This window comes from Sorangium sp. So ce1036, assembly GCF_051369805.1.
In the GTDB taxonomy this organism is placed as follows: domain Bacteria; phylum Myxococcota_A; class Polyangia; order Polyangiales; family Polyangiaceae; genus Sorangium; species Sorangium cellulosum_F.
Map to the genome: position 1 here is coordinate 198,019 of NZ_JBBMOX010000001.1, position 17,826 is coordinate 215,844.

The following is a 17,826-nucleotide window of genomic DNA, read 5'->3' on the forward strand; positions in this document are numbered from 1 at the left end:
ATCGGGCGGCTGCTCGGCACGCCGGTGGGCCGACGTAGCCCGCGTCATCGACTTCGCGGCAGAGCGCTGGCGGCGCGGCAGGGGGACGAGGACATGAGAAGCGATCTAAGCATCACCGCAACTGGCCGTCGACTCTCAGCCTTGGCAAGTATCAAAATCGGTCGCCAAAAATGCGCACCCACGCCGAATAGACCGCAGGACTGACGCCACTGGTGTCTCGCACCCACTTCCCCAAATTGTCAAGGCCTCGGACGATAACATACAGACCTGCGGTCATCAGAAGAAGATCTGAAATTCGCCCGTCTACAACGGGAACACTGCCACAGAAGAGCAACACGCCAACCGCCACCTCGGCGATCCCGTATAGGAATCGATACCGGCTTCGAAAGAAATAGAACAAGAATCCAGACAACAAAGCAATAACCACCAGTCCAGGAGTTCCTAGTCGCTGGGATATCCGGGCGGCCATCCACTCCAGTGCTTGAACAACCGGTTCTTTGACCTGGGGATCTCGACTTATGATTCCGATTGGTATTTGAATCAACAGTGTTAGTGCAGCGAAAACTCGAAACGGACGCAGGTTTCGGCGCGTGAGAGCGTTCGCGAGCGAGTGATTCTCCGCGGCCGGTCCAGCAATGTTATCGGGTATACATGTGGGAACATTCAGCAGTTTGTAGTATTCTTGATCGTTGTATTGGACCACAACGCAGCTTCGAGGGTACATTTCGATTATTGCTAAAATTTCGCCGACCACCTTGATGGCTTCGGCCGGAGGGTCCATAAAGTCTCTCTCGCTTGCGAACGGTGTCCATGGCCAGTCGGCATTGTGCGAGATTCTGCTGAACTTGTCGCGTAGCCTCGATAGATCAACCGGATCGACGGGGTTGAGAAGAGTCGCGCGATTCTGCTGGGCGGCCTCATCCAGTAGGCGCCCGAAGTGGCGCTTTTTTCGTAGCGCCTGGGCGACGCTATGTGGAATAAGCAGAGGTGCGCCGGTATTTCGGTTCCATATTATATTTGGATTAAATTGAAGGGCAACGCGGGTGGCGATATATACCAGGTTCTCGCCCATGGTGTCCTCGTCACATTCTATTTGGGTATTCGGTTTGAGTCGTGGACATAGCCCTTCGTCGACGCTGGCAATTGGTCGGCGAGAGAGCTGAACGAGCGAGGGCTCTGTAATTGCGAATGTGTGGGATCTCCGGTGCCGCCCTTGTACAAGGCAACTGGCAACGAGGCGACCCTTCCTCTGACGTCGCAGCGGTTGCCACCAAGTCTTGTTCTCGCGCGATCGACACCGCGTTCAGAGCGGTCTCTCTGCCTCTCGCCGCCCGTCCAGCTACCCCCATGGCCGCCATCCTCTACGAGGCCAGCGGAAGTACCGTCCCGTGTCAAGACGGGGCTGCCTCCGGCAGGGGGGGCGGCCGGCAGGACGGAGGGGGGCGGCCCCGCAGGGGAGGGACCTCACCTGCACTTACATCCCCGCGCCGTGGCGCCCGCTCGCCTGGCTTCAGGCTACGCGAGCAGGCAGACTCGGACCCGGGGTTGGTCCCGCCCGCTCGGTGTCAGGCGCTCGCCCGCCGTGGAGCTCCGTGGAGCCCCGTACCCTGGCGTCCCCCGCTGCGCCCGCTCCCGGTGGTCTCGCCCACATCCGGCTGCGCGGCAAACCAGGGTCGCCGAACTTTGTCAGGTCACACGCAGGTCACACAAAAGCAAGAAGACACGGCTCTCGCCGTGTCTTCTGAGTGGAGGCGCCGGGAATCGAACCCGGAGCTGAACTGACGATCACCATGCGCGAGAGATACGGCAATCGCCGCATCAGACGCGTCGGAGCGGTGTCAGAGGCCATCGAGGGCTCGATTCCTCCCGTACCCTCTCGTGCCCTCTCGTGGAGCCCCGTGCCCTGGAGTCGGGGCACACGGAGGTCACACGGAGACGTAGCCGCTCCGCAGAACGCGTTCTGAAGCGTGCTTGTGGAAGGCGACCCCGTGCGTAGAGTCGCGGTGCGATGACGAAGCGACGGAGCGGGGAGGAGGGAGTCGAGATCCCGAGCCTGACAACGGCGGTGCTGACGCTGTCTGCGCCGCACGTCGCGTGGCAAGGTCGCGAGGACGCCCCCGCCCGCGCGAAGGGGCAACCGCGTCGCGCGGCCGGGCAGAAGGAGCGCGCGGGAGCAGCCGACGCCGCAGGCGTGCGGCGCCGCGAGAGCGCCGCCCTCCCGTCCGCGGAGGAGGTGGGCGGACGGCGGCCGACGCGAGGCGCGGACAAGCAGCGCGGAAGCGATGCGACCCGAAGGCCCCCCGCCAGGACGAGCTCGACGGCGGCCGGGCAAAGCGACGACAGCGCCGGCTCGACGAGCCGACGCTCCTCGGCGCGGAAAGGACGCGCGCCTGGCTCGGCCGCTCCGAACGCGACGAGCGCTGTGGGCGCGATGGAAGCGGGCGACGCGGCGCGATCAGCGAGCGCGCAGGACGAGCCGCGAGCCGGTGATCCGAGCCAGGTCCAGGTACTTCAGCCGCCCCTCGGCGATGAGGCGTTGTCGCGTCGCGACCCAGTTCTTGGGACTCAGGTCGAGGATGCGGCTGAGCGGATAACTCGGAGCCACGGTCAGGATCTCCTGCAAGTAAAGCTCGGGATCGAGCCCGTGCACCTGGCAGGTCGCGATGAGCGACGTGATGGCGCACGCCCGGACCGCATGCTCGTCGCTGCCGTGGAAGAGCCAGTTGCGCCGCCCCTTGACGACGCGGCGCAGCGCCCTCTCGGAGGCATTGTTGTGGATGGGGATCTCCCCGTTGGAGAGGAACTCGCAGAGCGCGGCCCTCTGGTTGTGCAGATAGACCAGCCCTTCGCGCAATGGCGAATGCTCCGGGACGACCTGCCGCCGCGCCTCGACCCACGCGAAGAGCTTGCCAATCAGCGGTGCGGACTCGCGCTTCCGGATCTCGAGGCGCTCGTCGGGGCTGCACAGCGCGCATTCCTCCTCGACCCGGAAGAGCGCCTGGAGGGTCTGGAGCGCGAACGCCGCCTCCTTGCCCGCCCCGGCCTTGAACGCCTTGAAGAAGCGCCTTCGTGCATGGCTCCAGCAGCCGGCCTCGCGCGCCTTGCCCGGCCCGAACAGCACGTTGTGGTTGGACGAGGCATCGGCGACGAGCGTCCCCTGGTAGCCGCCGAAGAGCTTCGTGACGGTGGGGCCGTCGTACGTCGGTGTATAGCGAAACAGCACCCCATCGCCCGGCGCGACCAGGACGAAGACATGCCCGTAGCGGTGCTTCTCCTTGGCCCGGATGGCGGTGCCCGTCGCATCCATGGCGAACCACGACCTCGAGAGCGCGTCGCTCCAGATGGCATCGGCGATGCGCATCGCGATGCCACCACAATCGTACTGCCAGCGTGTCATGTTGCCGCGGCCGATGCGGAAGCCGTGGCGCTCCGACTCCACCTCTTGCCGGTAGTAGGGCGTGTGGTAGTCGAGCTTGTGGACGAACAGGTGGGCCAAGAGGCTCGGATCGGCAAGGCACCTGTCGATCGGGCGCTCCGGCAGCGAGGCGATCTTCACCGGTCCGCCGCTGTCCTCCGCAGCGTCCGACTCGGGCGTGTAGCGAACGAGGACGCCGTCGACGAAGGGGCTTCGCTTGAAGCCCGTGTCCGCGGGGATCCCCAGGAGCTCGTGCTCCCGCACGACGAGGGGCTCGTCGAGCTCGCGCGTGAGGGCCGGTCCACCGGCTGGCAAAGGAGCAGGCTCCTCGCCCGCTCCGCTGCTCGCCGCCGGCGCTTCCGCCTTGGCCACGTACTTGGGGCGACGCCAGATGATCTCCACGGGGCCGCCGCGCCGGTGGCCGATCACCGAGCTGTCTTCGGCGCCCACACGCTCGAAGCGCTCGATGCCTTTGAGCAGCACCTCCGGCGGCAGCGACTCGATGACTACCCGCGGAATGACACTGATGCGGCGGCGCCCGTGCTCGTGGCGCTTGGCTCGTTTGCCTCCTCCGGGATCCGAGCCGGAGGAGGATTCTGCCGTCCCCGCGCGCTCCGGCGGGCTCGCGGGGCCCGGCGGCGGGCTGCTGACCTCGTCTGCGTCTGCTTCGGGCGAGGCGTCGAGGCCCTCGGCCTGCGGTGCAGCCGCCCCCGAACAGGCATCGGGCTCCCCGGCCAGCGAAAGCCGCAGCTGGTCAGGCGAGACTCGCTCGGAAACATGGCGCCGGAACCCGATCTCCAAGGTCCGGATCGTCTCCTGCAGCTGTTGATTATACGCCTTGAGCGACTCGACAGAGCGAGCGAGCTCTTGCGCCTGCTGCGCCGCCGTCGAGAGGTCGGCCAGCCTCGCCTCGAGCTCCTGCACCCGCCGGAGCAGCGCGTCGACCACCGACGCGGCGTCGGCGGGGCTCCCCTGTCCTTGTCCCCTGGCCTGGAGATAGCCGAGCACGAGCGCCGCGCCGTCAAGGCGCTCTGTCTCCGCTGGCTGCGGCAGCTCGGTCTCACCGGGTCGGGTCGTCGAGGTCAAGGCGCGCCATGAATGCCCCCTTTGCTTGCGCTTGGCAAGTACCTTATGTAGACAATATTCGCTGTCTTTGATGAGAATTTCTCACCGAAGACGGGAATGCAAACAGGCATGGTGCGCCCTCGGCGCCGCGCTCTCGCGAGGTCTTCGGGATGATGCAGCTCGTGCCCTGATCCATCTCCGCATCGGGCTGCGCCGGCCACCATCGGGCTGCGCTGGCGCCGGCAGCGCGGTGAACGAGCGGCGGCGCAGACGCCTCAGTGGACCACCCGGCGGCGGCTTGCCAGCTCTTCCACGGGTAGACCGGCGAGCAGTTGCGCGAAGTCGTGTGCTGACAGCTCGATACACTTGCCGTCGGCCTCGGTGAACGAGGGCAGAACAAATGCACCCTTCGAGAGACGCTTGTACAGGATTGTATACCCGTTGCGGTCCCACCAAAGTGCCTTCAGCCGGTTGCGCCTCTTATTGAGGAACAAGAACAGCGCGCCACTGGCCGGGTCCAGACACAGCACCTGCCGGGTGATCGCGGCGAGCCGGTCGAATGCGCCACGCAAGTCCACTGGACCGACCGCCAGATAGACGGCTATCGTCGCGGGGGTCACCGTCCCCTCCGCAACGCTTCGATCGCTTCCACGAGGTCGCGCGCGCCTATCCCACATACCTGCATCCGCGTCCCATCGGTAAATGCGACGTTGAGCCGCAAAGACGGCGCTTCTCGGCGCTCCGGGCGCACCACGACGGGTAGGAACGGAACATCCTGTTGAGCCGCCTTGGTGGCTCCTGGCAACGCCCCGTCGTCTACGCGCTCACCGCCAGCCAGCCATCGGTCGGCAGTCATCTTGTGGACACCGAGCTCCGTGGCGATCTCGGTCGGCGTCGCCCCCGCGCGGGAACGCTCCCTGGCGTACGCCTCGGCTCGCTCCCGCAGCTCGCTCGGGTACTTCCCACGGCTCTTCTGCTCTCGATACCTCGACAGCTCCGCACGCAGCTGCACCAGCTCCCTGCTTCCTGGCATCGCTCGCTCCTCTTCGCTCGGCGAGGGCACGGCCCTCACCGGACGTCGCGTAGCGTGCAACCGAATCTGGCCAAGGGAAAGACGTGGTCTGCGGAGCGGCTACACGGAGACAAACGAACCCAGGACGACGCTCGTAAGCACTGGTTGGAGCCCCTCCGGGCCAGCGCACGGCTCGCCGTAGGCGCGGTGACAGCGCGGACATAATTGGGTCCTGGATTACCGGTTGACGCCGGCTTCCAGCAGGAGGACGGTGCCCATGGGGGGTGAAGCATGGGCCACGGGCCGAAGAGGCAGGCGAGGGCGCTCGTGCTATGCGTTTGTGCCTGTGCGCTCGTCGTCGTCCCGACGCCGGCAAGGGCGTTCGAGTTCAGCGGTGGCGTGAGCGTGGGCGGGTTCCAGATCGGGACCGGCCCGAGGCTCGCGCTGAGCCCCTTCGGCGGGTTGCTGTGGCGCCGAGAGAAGGATTTCCAGATCGAGCTCCACAACATGTTCAGCGTCGTTCCTGGCACTCGCGTCGGGATCTACGATCGAACAGCGGTCGCCCTCGTGTACGCCTGGAAGACGGGCAAGGCGAGCCTCGGACCGTCCGTGTCGATCTACTCGATGCCGGTGTGCAGCCCCATGAGCTGCAACCGAGTGGTGGGGGTTGCTCCGGGCGGTCACGCACAGACCGACTGGTACTTCTCCGAGCCCCTGGGCATGTCCGTGAGCGCCAACCTGGATTGGGCTGGTGGAGATAGTCGCGTGCTTCATGGTAGCTGGGTGGCGATGGTCGCTGCTGGGCCTGTTTGGAGATTTGGGGGAGAGTCGAAATGAACAGAGCTTTTGCGGTCCTGCTCGTCGGTCTTTTCGCTGGTCTTGTTGCTTGCAATTTCGACGTCGGTGAGTGCTGGCTCCCTGGCGATGAAACGAGCGGTGCCGGCGGCGGCATTATCTACCCGACGGGGGCAGGAGGCTTCGGTAATGTGCCGCGGAAGCCGCAAAGCACCGACGGTGACTACGGTTCCTATGATCTGTGCGCCTCGCAAACGGTGACGTGTACGGTCACATGGAAGGCCGGTTCGAGCATCTGTAGGGGAAGCACATCTACCTGCACGACCCTGTACCAGGGCAAGCATGCGTCACTCGATGAAGCCAAGGACTATTGCGAGATGGCTTATGGAGTCGGGAAGAGCTCCGAAGCGCAGTCTTGCGGCTCTTGCGAGTGGGGCACAGGCTCAAGTTCGTCTGACTGCAAAGAGGCATGCAAAGAAAAGTGTGATCGGATATCGGAGCTCTGCCGCAAAAACTGCCCAAGGGGGGATAGAGCCTGTCTGGACAGGTGTTCCCAAGAATATATCCGGTGTCTCAGGGATTGTGACAAGAGGTGTAGGTGATGATCGAGCTGACGTTTAAGTTGACTCCAGAAGAGGGCGAGCCGCGCGACATCGTGGTTCGCATCCACGAGCCGACGCGAAACCTCCCGGGAGAAGAGTGGCCTTGGGACGTCGCTGTGGACATCGATGGGCGCCGCACTGCCACATACGGTGTGGATCCCCTCGATGCGGTCGAAAACGCAGCCCGACACGCCGCGATCGTGTTGCGCGGGGTCCATGGTGATGCGCTCGATCCGCCCCTCGAGCCGCGAATGAAGGAGGACGAATGAGCGACCCGCGGATGCGCTGAGCCTGCCCATCGCTGGGCCCCAGGCGTACTCGTCTTCGCCCCCCGCCGGGTGCTGCTCGAAGGCGGACGGTTCACTCGGCTGTGAGAACTAACGTCGACGTGCTGGACCGGCCTGCGCCTCCTTGCCCAGGGTGCGGGCTGAGACCTCCGGCCCGCGGCAGCGCGGGAGCGCATCCTCGCGAGCACCGACCTCGCCGAGTTGGACCGCTGGATTCGCCGCGCAGGGGTCGTCGGCGACGCCAGGGAATTGCCCGTCACGACCGGATCCTGGACGAGCGCTACGCTGCGTTGGGTCTACGGAATCGGCTCATGATGGCAGCATTCTCGACATCACTCTTGAACCAATCGAGAAAGTCGATTACCTGGCGGATCGCCTCGTTGGCGTATTTTGCTTCAATCTGCACCAAGGCGCCGTGTGCAATCGCGCACCGGCTCTGAAACAATTCATCGATCCAATGTGCATATACGACCCACTTAGGATCAACGTTAACGCCGATTGATAAGCAAATGTTTTGGAATACTTCCCACGTCAAATTGGATTCTGTGTCGATCGCTTTGACGGCATCGATTCGAACTCGCTGCATGCTCTGTTGTGTGAATAGCCCTACGACCTCGAAGTGTGGAGCGATTCGCTTTGTTGCCGCTCCTGCCACCATGATCTTTGTCTTACAGGCCAAAGCTTGAAAGTTGGCTATCAGTTCACAGAACGGAGGTCCAAGATTATCAACGTAGGCGACGTAACCCTGCGCGGCATCCTTGACGAAGCCTTCCCAGTGCGCATATGCGAATGTTACCGCGGCGCGGTGGGCAAAGGCCATCTCGTGAGCGCGCCAATCCTTAATTCCAGCATGAACAGTAGTTAACTCTCGCTTTCTGCGTTGGCTTGAATTGTCTAGTAGGTCGAGCAGGTCTTCAGCCGTTCGTACTTTCATGCAAGCCACGCCTCCCCGAAGAGCACTGTCTTGGGTATGCGTCGAGATGCATTGACCCCCGAACCAACATAATCGATCAGTTTAGGGTTTTTCCAGAGCCTCTTGTGCGCTTTTAGGAGTTGTTCCGGTGCGGGCAATTCCCTGCCCCGCAGCAGCCGCCGCCCGAGTCCAATTGCGACAACTTCGAATAAAGAAATGAGCATTGGCCCGAGATATCGACGCTGCGTTGAGTCGTGGCGGCGGAAGCTGTTCGAGCGAAGGTTCGCCGCGAGAAACTCGAACAAGCTGCGAAATGTGGTCGCCAATTTGTCGCGGTCAAAATCGGGGTCGGATGCAATTTTTATTGACTCTTCTGTCAAGAAATCGCCCAGCTCAGCAATCTGACGAAGCTCACTCCTGCGAACTATGGTGAGTACTAAGAAGCGCACAAAGAGTTCCAGGTCATAGGCTTCGTCTTGTGCGCGATCTGTCATGGGAATGCACTCGCGGAACGAAGGTTCGTCCGCGAGCTCTCGCGCCCACTGGAAGAACTCGCGGTTCACCATGATCAAGATGCAACTTCGAACCTCTTGATCGGTGGCGATTGAGCCGCCTGTGTTCAATCGCTGAAATATTTCGTACTTGGCGATCTTGCTGCTGGTGTTTCTGACTATGTTAATGTCAAGTCGAGCGCGCTTTATCCGTATACGTGCGTCCTCTGGAAGCTGGCGCTCCTCTTCGCTGGCGGACCACTCCTTGTCGGCGAGGCTGGGGAGATATCGTGTTTTCGTTAGTTTGAGGGCGGGCTTGATTGTGCCGTCTTCGTTTCTTAGCTCGCCCAATAACTCTAGAATTGTGGAAAGTCGCTGCAGCCCGTCGATAACGTCCCACTTTGAGTCGCCGCGCTCCGCGACAAAAATCGGTGGGATGGGAATGCTTAAGAGGAGTGATTCGATGAAGCGCGACTTCTGCTCTGGTGTCCATCGGAAGAAACGTTGGAATTCGGGATGCAAATCCAGTTCGCCGTCGCGATACATTGAGATCATCTCTCCGACCGACATGGAGTACGATGATGTTGAAACTACTGCGGCGTGTTTGTCGATCTCTTGCGATAATGACATGTGGTTTTCCCGGTTCGGTACGCTAGCGTCCAAATGGTCGCAAAGTCAAGGCAGGGCTACCTCTCGAACCGTGGCGCCCAGCGCGGCGCGGTGCGGGACGATGGACCACGTAGCGTGCTAAACTCTGCTCGGGAGCTGTGTTCATGTGTGGGCGTCGCTAGCCGTGTCCGGGAAGTCGAGCCACCACGCCGCTTACTAGACACACGCTGCATACCGCACACGGCCGGAGCGCCCGGCCGGCCACCTCAGGGCGCCGCCCGAGGCACACCGTCGCCTCCCGCCCCGCTGATGACCATAGCGCCGGGCCGCGGCTCCGGCTAGCGCCGCCTTGCCGGCAGCGCGGGAACCGCTGGCTCTCCGGGCGGCACCAAGGCAGGCCCAGCGGCAAGCTCTCGCTGCTGGGTGCATGACCTCTATTGGCTCAGCTCGCACGCCTGAAGCGCCGCGCCGGCCAGCCCGGCGCGCGCCCGTGCGCCCCTCGTCGCGCTGGGACGGAGCATGCAGCGGCGACGTCCTCGGGCGCGCCGTGGGCCCTGGGACGGGCCCGTTCTCGTCGGCCTCGCCCGCCTCGCTCTCCGCAGGGAGCCCCGCAGGGGGGAGGCTCGGCGCTCAGGAGGGGGGCGGCCCCTCGTAGGAGCCGACGACGAGCCAGCCGGTGCCGTCGCTCATCAGCCGGAGGCACGCCCACGGGCCGCCGTGGCTGAACGTGGGAGCCCCCTCGATGGTCTGCCCGGTCCCGGCGGCGAGCGTGAGCGTCCTGCTCCCTCCGACGACCTCCTTGATCAAGATCTCCGCGCCGACGTTCCCCAGGGCCGACGGGAGCGTGATGGTCACCGGGTCTGAGCAGCGCCTTCAAGATGGAGGGGCGTTCGCTCGATTCCGATCAGGTTTGCCGAGGAACAAAAGACGAAGCCCCCTCAGAAAACTTGCCATAAGTCGTCCGAGAGGGCCCGCTCCGGGTGTGGAAGACCGGAGAGGATGCATGCTGGCTCGCCTTTGTCCTCGGGGACAAATTTTTCTCATGCCTCCAGGAGATCGACCAGGAGATCGCGCGGCAGGTGGCGCGGGCGGGGTGCCCGCGGTGCGGCGGCCCGCTGGATCGTAGCGACTATGACCGCAAGCCCCGCGGCGATCGCTTCATCGCGGCGACCGCGGAGCCGCCGGTGCGAAGGATCAGCTACTGCTGCCGCCGGGAGGGGTGCCGGCGGCGGCGCACGCCGCCGTCGGTCGTCTTTCTGGGCCGGCGCGTCTACCTCGGCGCGGTCGTCATCGTCGCGAGCGCGAGCGCGCTTTTGCGGCGCACGACGGCGTGTCCGCCGGCGCAGGTCCCGCCGGCAGACGTGCCGCCGGCAGAGGTCGCGCCGGCGCAGGCCTCGCCGAGACGGACCCCGGCGACGCAGGTCCCGGCGCGGACGCTCGGGCGGTGGTCGAGGTGGTGGCAGACGGAGTTGCCGGTCACGGGCCTGTTCGTGGCGTTGCGCGGGCTGCTCGCCTCGCCCGTGGACGCGGCGAGACTGCCCTGCTCGCTGCTCGAGCGGCTGACCGGCAGCGCCGTCGAGCAGGTCACGGCGCTGCTCAAGCTGCTGGCGCCGCTGAGCACGGGGTCTGTCGCTGACGGCGCACGATTTCTGAGGAGCGCTGGGGCCTGATGAGGGGCACGCAGAAGATGTAAAATGAAGGGATTCGCAGGTTGGCGTAGGGTTTCCCTCGCGGCGCACGGACAGATGACCCTGCCCGCGGAGAGGACCCATGAGCCACGAAGACACGCCAGCGCGCGTGCGATGGGCACGTCTGCGCCTTTCGATCATCGGACCGCTGCTCGCCTCGCCGGCGGTGCGGGGGCGGCTCGGCGAGACCATCGCCGAGCTCTCCGGCCGCCCCTGGCATCACCCGACGACCGGCGAGACGGTCTGTTTCTCCGCCAAGACGATCGAGCGGTGGTACTACGCCGCGCGCAGCGAGCTCGACCCGTTTCGGGCGCTCGCACGCAAGGTGCCCAAGCACGCCGGGACCCATCCGAGCGTCACGCCGGCTCTCGCCGCCGCGCTCGGCAAGCAGCACGCCGAGCACGAGACCTGGAGTTACCAGCTCCACTATGACAACCTCTGTGCGAGCGCGAAGCAGGATCCATCGCTCGGGAAGCTCCCCGGTTACGCGACGATCTGCCGCTTCATGAAGGACCAGGGCCTGACGAAGAAGAAACGGCAGACCCGTATCGCCCGGGGCGAGGGCTACGTGCCCCGCGAGGTCAGGTCCTTCGAGGTCGAGCATGTCAACGGGCTGTGGCACCTCGACTTCCACAAGGGCTCGCTCAAGGTGCTCCACCCGTCCGGCGCGTGGGTGAAGCCGGTCATGCTCGGCGTACTCGACGATGCCTCGCGGGTCTGCTGCCACGGGCAGTGGTACTACAAGGAGAACACGCAAGCCCTGGTGCATGCGCTCTCGCAGGGGATCCAGAAGCGAGGACTGCCGCGCGCCCTGCTCGACGACAACGGCTCGCAGATGGTCGCCGCCGAGACCACGGAGGGGCTCTTGCGCCTCGGCATCGTCAACTTCAACACGATGCCCCGCACGCCCGCCCAGAACGGCAAACAAGAGTCCTTCTGGGGCCCGATCGAAAAGCGCCTGCTCGCCATGCTCGAGGGCGTCGAGGGGTTGACCCTCAGCCTGCTCAACCAGGCCACCCAGGCATGGATCGAGCAGGAGTACCACCGCGCTGTCCATAGCGAGCTCAAGGAGACGCCGCTGGAACGCTACCTTCGCGGTCCCGACGTCGGCCGGCCCAGCCCTGGCTCCGAGGAGCTGCGCCGCGCCTTTCGCATGGAGATCACGCGTACCCAGCGCAAAAGCGATGGGACCGTGACGGCGTGCGGCGTGCGCTACGAGGTCCCCTCTGCCTATCGCACCCTGAACCGGCTCCGCCTTCGCGTGGCGCGCTGGGACCTCAGCCATGTCGATCTGGTCGACCCGCGCACCGGCGCTCACCTCACCACGCTCCGGCCGCTCGACAAGGTCAAGAACGCCGATCGCGCGCGCCGCGCGCTCTCCGAGCCCGCGCCGGCGCCGCGGCGCTCCGGGATCGCGCCGCACCTCAAGGCGCTGATGGCCGAGTACGCCGCCACCGGGTTGCCGCCTGCGTACCTGGCGCTCGACGACGGCGGGCAGGACGGCGCTCCCGAGGATGGCGCCGCGCTCGACCCAGCGAACCAAGATCCTTGTCTTGAATCGACGGAGGAGGCCCTCTCATGACCTCGAAGATCCTGTCCCTCTACAGTCTCATCTTCAACCCCTTCCGACCCGACCTCCCCGTCGAGGCGCTCCACGTCACGCCACAGGTCCACACTTTCCTGCGGCGCGTCGAGAGCGGCGTCACCGACGGCGGCTTCGCGCTCGTCACCGGCGACCCCGGCACCGGCAAGAGCGTCGCGCTCAGGCTCGTGCGTGAGCACCTCGGCACCTTGCCTGACGTGACGGTCGGGACCATCGAGCACCCGCAGAGCCGCGTGCCCGACTTCTATCGTGAGCTCGGCGAGCTCTTCGGCGTGCCCCTGAGCGCCCATAACCGCTGGGGCGGCTTCAAGGCGCTGCGGACGCGCTGGAGCGAGCACATCAGCACGACGCGCAGCCGCCCCGTGCTCATCCTCGATGAGGCGCAGGAGGCGCTCACTCAGGTGCTCTGCGAGCTGCGCATCCTCGCCAGCAAGGACTTCGACGCTCGCCAGCTGCTCTGCGTCATCTTCGCCGGCGACGGCCGCCTGCCCGAGCGGCTGCGTACCCCCGAGCTCTTGCCCCTCGGCAGCCGCATCCGCCGCCGCCTCCACCTCGATTACGCCTCCCGCGACGATCTCACCGCCTGTCTCGACCATCTCCTCGAGGCCGCCGGCAACCTCGCCTTGATGACCCCGGAGCTGAAGGCCACCCTCGTCGATCACGCCGCCGGCAACTACCGCATCCTGATGAACCTCTGCGACGAGCTGCTCGCCGCCGGCGCCGACCGCGGCCTGCCACGGCTCGACGAGAAGCTCTACCTCGAGGTCTTCTCTCCGCCCCAGCGGCCGAAAGCATCGACGAAGAAGCGATGAGCCCCTCGGTCCGCCGCAGGCTCTACGCCGCGCGCGAGCTCCTGGAGCTGCGGCTGCTCTCCGCTGCGCTCGATGCCGTCTCCACCGCGCTCCGGCTCGAGCACCCGACCCTCGACACGCTCGCCGAGCCGACGGAGCCGCCTACGCTGTGCGCGGCACGCCATCTGCTCGTCCAGATCCGCTCGCTCCGCGGCGCCATCCGCTCCTACCGCTCGGCCGTCCACCGCGTCCTCGAACAACCCGACGATGACGGCATCCCCTTCTGACGCGCAAGCTACCCGCTTGACGCTCCGCGTCCCTCAAGCTCCGTGCGCAAGAGCCCCTCAATTCTCGTGGTTATGCTCAGTCGTTCAGGTTGACTCTGACGAACTCGCGCGATCGAGCCGTGTAGGCGCCCATCACGACGGGGCTGATGAGCCACGCCACCGAGATGAACACGTCGGTCCGGTTCTCGGCCGGGTTGTCAGCGCAGACCGCCCCGACAAAGTTGAGGGCGGGCCGCTCCGGCAGCTCGACCCCCGCGGCGAGGATGCGGCGGACGCCGAAGAACAGCGTGTCGATCCAGCTGAGTATGATCACTCCGAGCTCCCACTCGAGCGAAAGAGGGCCGCACGCAGCACGCCGCTCGCAGCGGCTGAGAACCCGGCATTGAGGCTGCCCTCGTAGCGTCCCAGCAACCGGATCCGCGTGATCCCCGCGACGGCAACGGTGTGAAGTGTGGTAAAGGTGGCCCACATCTGGGCTCCACCGCCAAGCCGCATCAGGCCAGGGGTCAACGTCTCCGTCCCGCCTCCGGTGAAGTTGTCCGTCGCGCCGATCTTCCAGAACGCGAACGTCGAGTCGGCGTTGAAGAACGCAGAAGCGTCGACCATGATGATGTCGCCAACGCGGGTGTTGGGGACCGTCACGACCCAATCGTTGGGGAACGTGAAGTTGGGGCTGTAGGTGGTGCTGTTGAATGCCCATGAGCGGAAGCTGGTCTGATCATCGTATGACCAGAACGCCACCCGACGGAATCCGACGTTACGCAGGAAGAGCGTACGGTCGGCGAGCGCCTCGAGCCCGACGTTGACGCCTGCCGCGTCGCGCCCGGCCCCATCGTTCACCATCTCGAATGACGTCGGAAAGCGCTCCTGCCCGCTGTATTGAGCCATGCTCAGACCTCCACGTAACGCGCGTCTTCGCGCCTGGATTTCACGCGCCCGCCCGCGCCGTCGTCCTTGGACCAGTGGCCCCATCGCCCGTCCGGCATCCCCGGAGCACCCGGCGGCGATGCCGGGTCGAAGCTCGACGGGTCGTAGGCCAGGATGAACATCGCGCACCTCGTGTGCGCGCCCTTCCACTGCTGGATGATCGCCTTGATGGCAGCGATGTTGCTCGTCGTGGTCTGCACGCCGAACGTGTCGCCTGGTCCCCAGGTCGAGGTACCGTCGCCCCAGTTGCCGTCGGACGCGTAGTGGGGCGGGTAGGCGATGACCCAGAATTCGGACCAGTTGCCCGCGCGCTCCGGGTGGGTGAGCGAATCCCAGTCCCAGTTGCTCGGCTCTGCTCGATGCCAGTGCAGCTCGCCGGAAGGCTCGAGCGTGTACCAGACACCCGAGCGGGTCACGATCCGGATCCTGGGATGCCCTGGATACAAGAAGCTCTGCAAGGCCAGCGCGAGCACGTACGCGTTGCCCGCTGCGCGCCAGTAGTCGAGCCATCGAACGAGCCGTGCGCCGTACGCGGCGTCGCTCTCCAAGGGGCCGCGGACGATCCGCCGATCCCGGCCGATGTACGGGAGCGCCGTCGGCGTCCCGAGGCCGGGGAAGCGCGCCTGGAGCCCCTGCACGAGCACCTCCGCGCCTGCATCGAGGACGGAAGCGATCGCGTACAGGAAACGGAACCCGACCGTTCTACCGGGCCGGTCCGACAGCCAGGGAGGCACATAGCGGCGGAGCGTCTCGCGGAAGCTCAGTCTTGCCACGGCGCGGCTCCCTGCTGGCGTTGACGCCGGATGGCCACTGCGTAGGCTGCGGGGCTATGCGCGAGGCAGTGCCGGGCATCGTGCTCGCCGTGGTGATCTCTGGGTGCACTCCTGACGAGGAGCGGCTCTTCTGGACGCCGCCCCCCGACCACGCGGAGACGATCTCCTCGACGGGCGGCTCGGAGGTCTGCGAGCCTGGCCACCAGATCGCCTGCGACTGCCCGGGGGGAGCGCCGAACGGCATCCAGACCTGCCTGCTCGACGGGAGCGGCTACGGGCCCTGCGACGGCTGCGGAGGGCAGGGAGGCGGGGGATATAGCTCGGCCACCCCGTCGAGCTCGTCCTCGGGCGACGGAGGGGCAGGAGAGGCCGGCTCCGGAGGCATGGGAGGGGGCGGGAGCGGCGGAAGCGGCGGCGCCGAGCCGGAATGCACAATGCCCGCGGACTGCCCGGGGCTGGATGGCGCGTGCGCGTGGCGAACCTGCGAGGCCGGCGTGTGCGGCCGGGAGTTCGCACCGGCGGGCCCCCTCGCCGAGCAGACCCCCGGCGACTGTCGCGAGCTGCAATGCGACGGTTCCGGCGGCGAGCTGGTCATGTCTGCACCGGCCGACGTTCCAGACGATGGCAACGAGTGCACCGTCGATGCGTGCACAGCGACCGGCCCGATCCATGCGCCGGTCCCGACGGGGACGGCGTGCTCGGCGGGTCTGTGCCAGGACCGCGCCTGCGTGCCGTACATTCCCGTGCAGTGCGAGACGCCGGAGGGGATCTTTATCGACTGCGATGGAGAAACGCACTCTTACTACATCATGTGGTTCACGTCCCCAACAACCGTCACTGTGTGTAGTGCGTTTCCGGGAGGAGCCGGGTACTGCGAGCCGGGTGTCCTCTGCCGCATCGTTCAGCACGACGGGTCGCACGCCGATGGCACGTGTATATAGCGGTGCCGTCATGCCTGATGCACCGTTACTGAGTTGACGCTCCCGAGCGCTACCTCATTTTCAAGAAGCTCGACGTCTCCTGCGGGGGTGCTCACGTCTGCCTTGATGATAGAAGGGTATACGGCTTCAATTTGCCCTATGATCGCGTTCTTGAATATGAAGCCCGTGGTCCCAGGTGAGAGTGTGTGCCCACCGATGGGAGATGACGAATAGTACGAGTTGATTCGCTGCCCGACATCGAGAATGATCTGCGCCTCGTTCAGGTTCGCTTCCTTGGAGATCCACACCTCGCACGTGATCGGGAGCGGATGCGGGACGGCACTCGCGACCGTGCACGTCACGCCGAGCGGTACGACCTTCGTGCGGATCGCCTTGTCGACCGCGCCAAGGTCCGTGGAGTCGTCGTCGATCGTGCCAGGTACCGCGCCGCTTGGGCTGGCGACGTAGACCGTCACATGCCCGACGGAGCTCGCCTTGCTCACCCACACGCGGTTGACGTTCACGGGCTGGCCGTCTGCCCGGCGCGCGCTCTTCGCCCAGTAGGAGTAGGCGGCCTCCGGCCCGTTGGGGCTGAGCGCCCCGAGCGAGTCACGGCAGCGCTCCCGGAGCTCGGGATCGGTCTCCCCGTCGCGCCCGACGACCGGCGCGGGGTTCGAGCATGTGACGCCGCGCATGGTCGTCACGAGCACGGTGATCTGGCCCGGTGTCGCTGAGCTGCGCGAGCCGGCCTCGAGGGCCCGGATCGCGACGTTGAGAGTCTGCCCGGCCTCGAGCCTGAAGAACGCGACGTTCGTGTACTGCTGGCCGGAGACCGCGTGCCTGCAGATGAACTCGCCCGGCTCGAACTCGAAGATCCCGCCGCCCGTGTTGACGAGCTGCACCTCGCCCGATGCGAACGTCGCCTCGATGCGCTGGACGCCGTAAACGTAGTAGGCGAGGAGCGTCAGCCAGATCCCCTCGGCGGTGTCGAGGAAGTTCGCGCGGATGGCGAGGGCGATGACCTCGGTGAATCCGGCGAAGATGGCCGAGACAACGGAGATGATCGCTTTGGCTACCCCGCCGTCCTGCCATGCGGTGACCGGGAGCTTCATCGCGGCGAGCAGCCGGTAGATCGACTCCCTCACCTGCTTTCGCGTCAGCGGCTTCGTCAGCTGGTCGATCGGCAGCAACAAGATCACGACCGGACCTCCAAGAGAGCGACCGTCTCGGCGGTGACGCTGAGGACCAGGGCGAATGGCCCCTCGGCTGTGGTGCAGTGGATCGGATAGCTCCAGCGTGTCGGCGGCTGGCTGGGAGACGCGCGTAGTCACGTCGAAGATCCGCTCGTCCTTCGTGACCTCGGAGCGGATGATCCCCGGGATGGCGGCGAGGTCCGCCGAAGTCATGCCCCTGCAGAGCAGCTCGCGGAGGTCGTAGCCGTAGTCGGGCGCATCGAGGAGCGCAGCGCGAGGTGTGGTGAGCCTTCGGTAGACGGCTTGGGCGAGCGCCTTGGGCCCGGACGCGAGCTCCAGGAGCTCGGTCAGATCATCAGCGCAGTCGAAATCGACCCCGAAGCCGTGGGGGTCGGGGACAGCGGCCGTCATCTCGGCATCCGCGGTCGCGCTGGCGAGCACGTCTTCGAGCAGGC

Annotated in this window: 17 protein-coding genes and 1 pseudogene; 7 read left to right on the forward strand and 11 right to left on the reverse strand. The window is 65.6% G+C overall.

The window, feature by feature from the left end; genetic code table 11:
• Nucleotides 1-151: 151 nt before the first annotated feature.
• The 4 genes from WMF31_RS00550 to WMF31_RS00565 form a co-directional block, all read right to left on the reverse strand.
• Complete coding sequence (locus WMF31_RS00550) at nucleotides 152-1,072, reverse strand: hypothetical protein (RefSeq protein WP_436600075.1); 921 nt, start codon at nucleotides 1,070-1,072, stop codon at nucleotides 152-154.
• A 1,383-nt stretch (nucleotides 1,073-2,455) separates the two neighbouring features.
• The gene (gene tnpC, locus WMF31_RS00555; protein WP_436600076.1) at nucleotides 2,456-4,501 is read right to left on the reverse strand and encodes an IS66 family transposase; all 2,046 of its coding nucleotides are present in this window, start codon (nucleotides 4,499-4,501) and stop codon (nucleotides 2,456-2,458) included.
• 254 nt (nucleotides 4,502-4,755) lie between these two features.
• Nucleotides 4,756-5,100 carry an IS66 family insertion sequence element accessory protein TnpB gene (gene tnpB, locus WMF31_RS00560; protein WP_436600077.1) on the reverse strand — a complete coding sequence of 115 codons (345 nt, stop codon included), beginning with the start codon at nucleotides 5,098-5,100 and terminating at the stop codon, nucleotides 4,756-4,758.
• Nucleotides 5,097-5,513 carry a helix-turn-helix domain-containing protein gene (locus WMF31_RS00565; RefSeq protein WP_436600078.1) on the reverse strand — a complete coding sequence of 139 codons (417 nt, stop codon included), beginning with the start codon at nucleotides 5,511-5,513 and terminating at the stop codon, nucleotides 5,097-5,099. Before WMF31_RS00565 ends, tnpB begins: the two co-directional genes overlap by 4 nt.
• 306 nt (nucleotides 5,514-5,819) lie before the next feature.
• Between WMF31_RS00565 and WMF31_RS00570 the strand changes: the two genes are divergently transcribed.
• Together WMF31_RS00570 and WMF31_RS00575 are read left to right on the forward strand one after the other, a co-directional pair.
• Nucleotides 5,820-6,329, forward strand: a complete 510-nt coding sequence (locus WMF31_RS00570; protein ID WP_436600079.1) for a hypothetical protein — start codon at nucleotides 5,820-5,822, stop codon at nucleotides 6,327-6,329.
• A 559-nt stretch (nucleotides 6,330-6,888) separates the two neighbouring features.
• The gene (locus tag WMF31_RS00575; protein ID WP_436606499.1) at nucleotides 6,889-7,158 is read left to right on the forward strand and encodes a hypothetical protein; all 270 of its coding nucleotides are present in this window, start codon (nucleotides 6,889-6,891) and stop codon (nucleotides 7,156-7,158) included.
• A 298-nt stretch (nucleotides 7,159-7,456) separates the two neighbouring features.
• Here WMF31_RS00575 and WMF31_RS00580 read toward each other — a convergent pair whose 3' ends face one another.
• The 3 genes from WMF31_RS00580 to WMF31_RS00590 form a co-directional block, all read right to left on the reverse strand.
• Nucleotides 7,457-8,110 carry an MAE_28990/MAE_18760 family HEPN-like nuclease gene (locus tag WMF31_RS00580; RefSeq protein ID WP_436600080.1) on the reverse strand — a complete coding sequence of 218 codons (654 nt, stop codon included), beginning with the start codon at nucleotides 8,108-8,110 and terminating at the stop codon, nucleotides 7,457-7,459.
• Nucleotides 8,107-9,210, reverse strand: a complete 1,104-nt coding sequence (locus WMF31_RS00585; RefSeq protein ID WP_436600081.1) for a DUF262 domain-containing protein — start codon at nucleotides 9,208-9,210, stop codon at nucleotides 8,107-8,109. The genes WMF31_RS00580 and WMF31_RS00585 overlap by 4 nt, the downstream gene beginning before the upstream one ends.
• A gap of 609 nt (nucleotides 9,211-9,819) precedes the next feature.
• Nucleotides 9,820-10,044: a hypothetical protein gene (locus WMF31_RS00590; RefSeq protein ID WP_436600082.1), complete on the reverse strand. Its 225-nt coding sequence runs from the start codon at nucleotides 10,042-10,044 to the stop codon at nucleotides 9,820-9,822.
• 125 nt (nucleotides 10,045-10,169) lie between these two features.
• Between WMF31_RS00590 and WMF31_RS00595 the strand changes: the two genes are divergently transcribed.
• The 4 genes and pseudogenes from WMF31_RS00595 to WMF31_RS00610 all read left to right on the forward strand — a co-directional run bounded on the left by WMF31_RS00595 (nucleotide 10,170) and on the right by WMF31_RS00610 (nucleotide 13,558).
• Nucleotides 10,170-10,859: a hypothetical protein gene (locus WMF31_RS00595; RefSeq protein ID WP_129348455.1), complete on the forward strand. Its 690-nt coding sequence runs from the start codon at nucleotides 10,170-10,172 to the stop codon at nucleotides 10,857-10,859.
• A 100-nt stretch (nucleotides 10,860-10,959) separates the two neighbouring features.
• Nucleotides 10,960-12,369, forward strand: a pseudogene (locus tag WMF31_RS00600) (IS481 family transposase); the annotation flags it as partial.
• An 86-nt stretch (nucleotides 12,370-12,455) separates the two neighbouring features.
• On the forward strand, nucleotides 12,456-13,292 hold the full coding sequence (locus WMF31_RS00605) for an ExeA family protein (RefSeq protein WP_129348457.1): 837 nt from the start codon (nucleotides 12,456-12,458) through the stop codon (nucleotides 13,290-13,292).
• Complete coding sequence (locus WMF31_RS00610) at nucleotides 13,289-13,558, forward strand: hypothetical protein (protein ID WP_129348459.1); 270 nt, start codon at nucleotides 13,289-13,291, stop codon at nucleotides 13,556-13,558. The genes WMF31_RS00605 and WMF31_RS00610 overlap by 4 nt, the downstream gene beginning before the upstream one ends.
• A gap of 76 nt (nucleotides 13,559-13,634) precedes the next feature.
• On the opposite strand, the gene WMF31_RS00615 is transcribed toward WMF31_RS00610, so the two are convergent.
• From WMF31_RS00615 to WMF31_RS00625, 3 genes are read right to left on the reverse strand one after another with little or no spacing between them, the layout of a single operon-like run.
• Nucleotides 13,635-13,871 carry a hypothetical protein gene (locus tag WMF31_RS00615; protein ID WP_436600083.1) on the reverse strand — a complete coding sequence of 79 codons (237 nt, stop codon included), beginning with the start codon at nucleotides 13,869-13,871 and terminating at the stop codon, nucleotides 13,635-13,637.
• Entirely contained in the window at nucleotides 13,868-14,446 is a 579-nt protein-coding gene (locus WMF31_RS00620) for a hypothetical protein (RefSeq protein WP_436600084.1), read from the reverse strand. Before WMF31_RS00620 ends, WMF31_RS00615 begins: the two co-directional genes overlap by 4 nt.
• A gap of 2 nt (nucleotides 14,447-14,448) precedes the next feature.
• Complete coding sequence (locus tag WMF31_RS00625; RefSeq protein WP_436600085.1) at nucleotides 14,449-15,258, reverse strand: hypothetical protein; 810 nt, start codon at nucleotides 15,256-15,258, stop codon at nucleotides 14,449-14,451.
• Nucleotides 15,259-15,314: 56 nt separating this feature from the next.
• Between WMF31_RS00625 and WMF31_RS00630 the strand changes: the two genes are divergently transcribed.
• Nucleotides 15,315-16,199 (forward strand): hypothetical protein, encoded by an 885-nt coding sequence (locus WMF31_RS00630; RefSeq protein WP_436600086.1) that lies wholly within the window; start codon nucleotides 15,315-15,317, stop codon nucleotides 16,197-16,199.
• An 8-nt stretch (nucleotides 16,200-16,207) separates the two neighbouring features.
• Here the strand turns inward: WMF31_RS00630 and WMF31_RS00635 are convergent, their stop codons facing one another.
• Entirely contained in the window at nucleotides 16,208-17,812 is a 1,605-nt protein-coding gene (locus WMF31_RS00635) for a baseplate J/gp47 family protein (RefSeq protein WP_436600087.1), read from the reverse strand.
• Nucleotides 17,813-17,826: the final 14 nt, after the last annotated feature.